The organism is Streptomyces sp. YGL11-2 (genome assembly GCF_050054615.1).
Lineage (GTDB): Bacteria > Actinomycetota > Actinomycetes > Streptomycetales > Streptomycetaceae > Streptomyces.
In genome coordinates, this window is sequence record NZ_JBNHIN010000023.1 from 126,913 (window position 1) to 133,543 (window position 6,631).

The 6,631-nt window shown below is 66.4% G+C and carries 7 protein-coding genes and 1 pseudogene; 7 read left to right on the forward strand and 1 reads right to left on the reverse strand.

Features of this window, described 5'->3' with window-relative positions; all coding sequences use genetic code 11:
• Window positions 1-343 precede the first annotated feature (343 nt).
• From ACO1BR_RS25195 to ACO1BR_RS25225, 7 genes are all read left to right on the forward strand, one after another.
• Complete coding sequence (locus tag ACO1BR_RS25195; RefSeq protein ID WP_426797371.1) at window positions 344-1,204, forward strand: N-6 DNA methylase; 861 nt, start codon at window positions 344-346, stop codon at window positions 1,202-1,204.
• A gap of 166 nt (window positions 1,205-1,370) precedes the next feature.
• Window positions 1,371-2,045 carry a hypothetical protein gene (locus tag ACO1BR_RS25200; protein ID WP_426797372.1) on the forward strand — a complete coding sequence of 225 codons (675 nt, stop codon included), beginning with the start codon at window positions 1,371-1,373 and terminating at the stop codon, window positions 2,043-2,045.
• An 80-nt stretch (window positions 2,046-2,125) separates the two neighbouring features.
• Window positions 2,126-3,754, forward strand: coding sequence for a ParB N-terminal domain-containing protein (locus ACO1BR_RS25205; protein ID WP_426797373.1), 1,629 nt, complete (start codon window positions 2,126-2,128; stop codon window positions 3,752-3,754).
• An 84-nt stretch (window positions 3,755-3,838) separates the two neighbouring features.
• Window positions 3,839-4,231, forward strand: a complete 393-nt coding sequence (locus ACO1BR_RS25210) for a hypothetical protein (RefSeq protein ID WP_426797374.1) — start codon at window positions 3,839-3,841, stop codon at window positions 4,229-4,231.
• A gap of 64 nt (window positions 4,232-4,295) precedes the next feature.
• Window positions 4,296-4,781 carry a hypothetical protein gene (locus tag ACO1BR_RS25215; RefSeq protein WP_426797375.1) on the forward strand — a complete coding sequence of 162 codons (486 nt, stop codon included), beginning with the start codon at window positions 4,296-4,298 and terminating at the stop codon, window positions 4,779-4,781.
• Window positions 4,778-5,116 carry a hypothetical protein gene (locus ACO1BR_RS25220; RefSeq protein WP_426797376.1) on the forward strand — a complete coding sequence of 113 codons (339 nt, stop codon included), beginning with the start codon at window positions 4,778-4,780 and terminating at the stop codon, window positions 5,114-5,116. Before ACO1BR_RS25215 ends, ACO1BR_RS25220 begins: the two co-directional genes overlap by 4 nt.
• 49 nt (window positions 5,117-5,165) lie before the next feature.
• A complete protein-coding gene (locus ACO1BR_RS25225; RefSeq protein ID WP_426797377.1) occupies window positions 5,166-6,212 on the forward strand; it encodes a YgjP-like metallopeptidase domain-containing protein in 1,047 nt (348 codons plus the stop codon).
• Between the two features lie 260 nt (window positions 6,213-6,472).
• On the opposite strand, the pseudogene ACO1BR_RS25230 reads toward ACO1BR_RS25225, so the two are convergent.
• Window positions 6,473-6,631 (reverse strand): annotated as a pseudogene (locus ACO1BR_RS25230) (amino acid permease); the annotation flags it as partial.

Here is a 6,631-nt window from a genome sequence, read left to right on the forward strand (position 1 = left end):
CCCACACCCCTAAGCGATCCCCCAGATCAGCCGCACCCCTGATCCGAGCTCCCCGTTTCCGCGACCCGCGCCGCCCCGACAGGCGGCGCGGGTCCCTCTATGCCCAACTCCCCCTACGAAAGGTGAACCCGCCGTGAGTCAGCTCGACCTATTCGCGTCCCTCGACCCCGAGCCCACCCCGGCCACTTTCACCGGAGTACCTGAAGCCCAGTCGCCCCCGCCGGCCGCACCTCGGCCACAGCCAGCTCAGCGGACAGTGCCTGCGCATCCGCGAGCTTGGCATTCCAGGTCTCCTCGCCCCGCGAGTGATCCACACCAGCGCGCCCTAGAGATCGGCGAAGCGGTGGCCGAGCGGTGGCACAACCGGCATGGCGGCACGGCTATCGAGGTGCCGATCGGCGTGGTCGCCGCGCTCGCCCTGATCAGGGAAAAGGACCCGAACGGTCCGGACCTGAAGGGGCAAATCCTCGCCCAGGACGGTCCGCAGATGATCGCAATGCTCCGCGAGATCTGGTCGATGCATTGGATGCACCGTCCCGACCTGATCGAGCGCGCTCGGATCCTTCACGAGTGGCTGAACGAGGACGTCGACGAGTACCGCATGTCCGCAGTGCGCGCCGTCGCCGAAACCGCCCTCAAGCGCGGCCTGTTCGATCTGACCGGGCACGAGGACCCGTTCTTGCGCTCGGCGACGGACGTCCTGTCGCCGGTGATGATGTGCATGCGCTCTCACGGGGCTCGGCAGGGTCTCGGTGAGTTCCACACGCCAGCACCGGTGGCTGAGAGCCTGGCGGCCGGGTTGCTTCAGGTGACCGCTGCTGCGGGGTTCGCGGCGAAGCCGCCCAGCCCAGGCGAGCACATCCATGATCCGGCCGCCGGCAGCGGCGGGCTGCTGCGGGCAGCCGCGCAGCTGCTGCGAGAGCGCGGGCATGATCCGGCCACCTATCGGTGGTCGATGGTCGACGTCGACCAGATAGCCGCCGCCTGTGCCTCGGTGAATGCGATCATCTGGGCACTCGGCCCGACGGTGACCGTCGCGTGCGCCGACTCACTGGCGAACCCGAACGCCATCGAGGACGCCATGGAGGAGGCCCGCGCCGTGTTCGCCCACCGCGACGAAGTGATCAGCAAGGCGCAGATCATCGCCGCCATCCGCCGGGCCGAGCAGTTGGTGGAGCAAGCACACCTGTCTGCTGCAGCCTAAGCCGCCACTCATTCTGACCTGCATAAACGCAGTTGACCCACCCCCTATACATAGTAGAATTAATCTAGAAGTTGTGAGGGAGACACCAGAGTCACCGGCCTTCAGGCCCGCACCCGCGACTCCCCAACAGCCCTACATCCCACACCTCTTGGAACAGGAGCACCCCATGACCAGCACCACCATCACCGCCCCATACGCCGCCGACACCACTGCCGCCGACGACAACCCGGCCGAGGCAGCCGAAGCCGCCATCCTCAGCGAATTCGACCTGTATCTGCTCGCCAAGCCGCTCGCCGACGCCCTCGGGGACGACTGGCGGGAAGACACCGACGAAAATCCCGGCGGGGCAGACAAGTTGATCCGCCTGGTTCACCCCGACGGGCGCGCCATCGGCATCCGCCACCTGTGGCAAGGCGAGGCCGTGCAGACCTTCGCCGTCGGCGGCCCCGCTCCCAAGCCGTCGGCCGGCACCGACAGCGCGCCTGCCGCGAACCCCAACCGGCTCGCCAAGGGCGTGCGGTACAGCACCGGTGTCTTCTTCACCACCGCCGAGCCGCTGGAGGAGATCCTGGCCGCCATCCGCACCGTGCTGCTGCCTGCTTTCGACGGCCACCGCCCCCGCCTGCGCGCCAACGGCACCCGCATCACGCCTGCCGAGCCCACAGTCGACAAGCCCGCGGAGGCTACGCCGCAACAGGAGCAGTCCGACACCGACCAACCCACCACCACGGCGGGCAAGAAGGCCAAGACGACAGCCGCAAAGCGCCGCAGCACCACACCGTCCAAGCGCAAGACCAAGACCTCGGCCAAGCAGCGCCGCACCTCCCCCACCGCCGCCTGACCTGGACGCCTTGCCACCCCCGGGCGGGCGCCCGGCATTGAAGCCTGGCGTCCGCCCACCCTTCACGAGAGAACACCGACATGAGCGCCACCGCCGACCACACCACCCCCGTCGAGGGCTTCACCGGCCGCTTCGCCTGGGTCGACCCGCACGACCTGGTCATCGACCCCTACAACCACCGCAAGCACCGCACCACCGAAGACGGCAAGGACGGCACGCAGCCCGATACCGACCTCCAGGCCAGCGTCGACGAGTTCGGCGTCCTCACCCCGCTCGTACTGCGCCCCCAGAGCGGAGAGAACGAAGGCAAGCTCGGCATCATCTTCGGCCAGCGCCGCAACAACGCCGCCCTAGCCGCCGCCAAGAAAGCCAAGGCGAAGAAGAAACCCTACCGGCTGGTTCCGGCGATCATCCGCGACGACCTCAAGAACGTCGACGACACGTCCTTGACGGTGTCCTTCATCGAGAACAAACACCGCACCCAGGCCACGATCCGCGACGACATCGACGCCGTCAAGCAGCTCTCCCTCATGAGCATCCCCAAGACCCGCAAGACCCGACACGCACGCGCCATGGGCCTCAAGCCCGCCGACCTCGGCGCCGCCACCCAGGCCGCCAAGCTGTCCGACCAAGCACTCGCCGACGGCATCGAAGCGGACTTCAACCTCATCGAGCTGGCCGAGTTCCAGGAAGTGGAAAGCGTCAAGGGCGCGTTGTGGAACCTGGAGCGCGCCAAGGCCCGCGACACACGCCAGGGCAACACCAAGCGCGGCAACTGGAAGCACGCCCTGGCCGAACTACGCGCCGAGAAGGAACACGCAGACAAGTGCAACAGCCTCCTCAAGGAGCTGGCCGCCGCGGAGATCCCCAGCGTCGACTGGAAGCGGAACTGGACCAACACCAGCACCCGGCCACTCGCAGACCTCCTCACCAGCGACGGCGCACCCCAGACACCCGAGACGCACCAGGTCTGCCCCGGGCACGCGGCGTGCATCGACACGAGCGAGGCAGAGGTGATCTGGCTCTGTACAGCCTGGCACCGGCACGGCCACGCCCTCACCCCCGAGGCCGCAAAGGCAGACAAGGCACAGGCCGGCCCTAACCGCGAGGCTGCCAAAGCCGAACGACGCCTGGTCATCGCCAACAACAAGGCGTGGCGGCAGGCCCGCGAGGTCCGCTACGACTTCCTCACAGACCTGTGCGCCCAGCCCGAAGCCAGCGCCCGAGTATGGCCACTGATCCTGTCGGCGATCACCGGCACCAGCTTTGCCTACGCCAACTTCGTCGGACGCAAGCGCACCGACCTGACCGCTCGGTTCCTCGGCGTCAAGGACCCCAACGAAGGCCGCCGCCAGTGGGATCGCGTCGGCGACCCCTTCGGCACGCTGATCGCGCGCACTAGCCCGGCACACGCTTGGAGCCTCCTGCTCGCCCATGTCGCCGCTGCCTACGAGCTGGAGCACATGTACGACGCGGCCTGGCGCGACCACGTTGACCCGCAGGTCATCGCCTGGCTCACCTTCCTCGAAGCCGAGGGCTACGCACTGAGCGCCATCGAATCAGAGACGGTCGCCAGGGGCCGCGCCCAGCAGGAAGAACGGGCCAAGCGGGACCAGAAGGCCGAACAGTCCGGCTCGGAACACAGCGACAGCACCGAGGACGCCCCAGTGACCGAACAGCACCAGGAGCCGGTGCCGGCCGCGGCCTGATCGCGGCTATGGGAGGCCCGCCTGGCAACGGGCCTCCCACACTGGCCGATCCTCGCCCCGCTCTTGCACCAAAGGGACACAGTTATGAGCGCAACAAACACCGTGGCGGAGCTGCTGCGAACAGAGGTCGCCATGAGACACGAACTCTGGGAATCCTGCTGCCTGGACGATCCGGGAACCTTTCAAAGCGATGCGATACGGCTCCTTGGGGATCTGACCGAGGTATCCAGTCGGGATCTGCGAAACGCGAACTGGGCAGATCTGTGGCGAGACTTCGTCGCGCTGGATGGCGGGGAGGTCCCCGCCCCTGAGGCAAAGCTTCAAGTAGGCGCCCAGGTCCGCAGCCTGGTCTACGGATACACCGGAACGGTCGCCCAGAATCTGGGCCCGGACCGATGGCTGGTGCATGCGAAGCAGCGAACCGGTGTCACGACCCCGGTAGAGGCCCGCACCGAACAGCTTCGCCCGTCCTCGTAATCAGCCGCCGCCCGTATACCGTCCCGCCCACCAACGGCAGGACGGTCGACCAAGGACACACCTCTTGGACTCCGTCACTTGGCTCCGCCCTGAATACAAAGGCCGCGAAGCCGAACTGATCAACCTCGCCGCCGCGGCCGATCTCGTCGGCGTCACCCGCTCCGCCGTCAGCAACTGGGCCAAACGCCACCCCGACTTCCCGAAGGTCGCTCTGCTGACAGGCATCGGCGAACGGCCCAACAAGTACGTACCCAAGGACGAGTTCCTCATATGGACCCACGCCCAACTCAGCAAGAGGCCCGGCGGCAGACGACCCGGTCCTCGTCGACCCACCGTCGCCCTCCTCTCAGACCAACTCGCCCACCATCAAAGACAGATCGTCCGACTCTCCGAACTCGAAGCCAGACAGGCCACGGCGCTGAAGAAGACCCGGGGCGCCCTACACAAACACCAGGACGAACTCCAACGGGCGCGTGAACGACTCGCAGCTGAGGTCGCAGCCGTCCACAACATCGAACACACCACCCCCACCGCGAAAGACACACCATGAGCACCACCACGCCCTCCAACGGCTTCATCGTCACCGTGGCCCAGTCCCCGACGATCCAGGCCACCGCCTTGCGCGAAGGCGACAGCTTCGCCCTCCTCGGCAACGACCGCCCTCTGACCATCCTCGCCAGGCAGCGCCACCTCCAGCCGCTGTGGTTGCTCACCCTCGAAGGTCAGGACGTCCCGATCACCCTGCGCGACGACGAGCAGATACGCCCCCTACGGATGCTGCGGGCCTTCGACCTGACCTGTCAGCTCTGCCGGCGCACCGCCCGGCACATCCTGGACCTCCCCGTACACGGCATTCCCCAGACCTGGGTGTGCAACCACCACTGACCCCAGCACGGCACCCCATCACACGTCAGCCGAACCAAGGACACCCGACATGGCCACAACCGACCGCACCATACGAGTCGGCACCACCAACGTCACCATTCGCACCAGCAACAGGACCACGCTCGGTCTCACTGTCACCCAGCACGGCAACGTCATCGTCCACGGCCCGCCCACAACGACCGACGTCGACGCCACGGCCCTCGTAAACCGGCGCTGCTCATGGGTCTACCGGCAACTCGCGCACCTCGCCAAGACCGCACCCGACGACCCGCTCAAGGAACTCGTCCCTGGCACAGGGTTCGATGTTCTCGGCCGACGTCACCGCCTGAGAATCGCTCCCGACAGCGACCAGAACGAGCCACTCATCCAGTTACGGGGCACCCCGACCGGCAGCTGGCTCTACATGCGGCGCAGCACTGCCCTCAAAACGGATGAAGCACGCCGAACCCTCATCAACTTCTACACCTGCACCGGCCACGAATGGCTGGAAGTCAACCTTCCCCAGATCGCCGCAAACACCACAAACAGGAATCTAATCGCCACCTTCTCCACACGCATGCGCACCACCTGGACCCGCCACCACACAAGCCGCGGACTCACCCTCCACTGGGCCACAGCCCAACTCCACCCCCACCTCCTCCGTGAGCTCATCCACCGCACCCTCAACCTCCACACCATCGCCAACACCCACGACCTCAACAACGCACTCCGCACACTCTGGCTGGGCCGCCTCACACCCCCCGAAAACACCCACCCACGCACCCACTTCACGTCGACAACCTCAGGCCACTGCCCCGACTGCTCCGCCTCACCCGGCACCTTTCACGCCGACCGATGCGACATCGCACGCTGCGCCTTCACCGGCCTCCAGCGCGCCCACTGCCACCCCGGCAGCACCTGCAACACCGTCTGGACCGGCCAGATACCCGGCCAAGCCGAGTACACCGAGTACGGCTTCTACTGCCGTCCCAGCCCAGGCGGCTACGAACCATGCAACGCCGACGATCCCGACGCCATACACGACTTCAACCGCCTGTACCACGAATGCCGCTGGAACCCCGCAGCGCAGCGCATGATCCTCCAGCCGGAGACGTAGCCTCCCGCGACCGAGCGAGTAGCCCCGACCGCTCAGGACGCTTCTCCAAGCCTGAGCCGCGAACCCTAAGTGGTGGTCATCCAATTACTTCGCACCTCCTCACCTGCAGCGAAGCAGCGCGGTCGCTCGCTCCGATGAGCCACCCAGCGAAGAGGGCCTCTCTGGGGGACAAGTGGGGGACGGAAGGGCAAAGACAATCACGGAAAGACCGGGCAGGAACCGGCAGGAATTTGGGCGACCTCCAGAGGGTGTTCCACATTCAAATAGGCTTTGACCTGCGTAAACGCTCTCTGACCTGAGAGAACAAGCCTGCCTCGGGGCGAGAGCAAGATGGTTGTCTTCCACACGAACAGAAACGGCATCAGCTTCCCGGTGCGGTACTGGAACGCCTCCCGCAGATAGACGTAACTCCCGCCCGC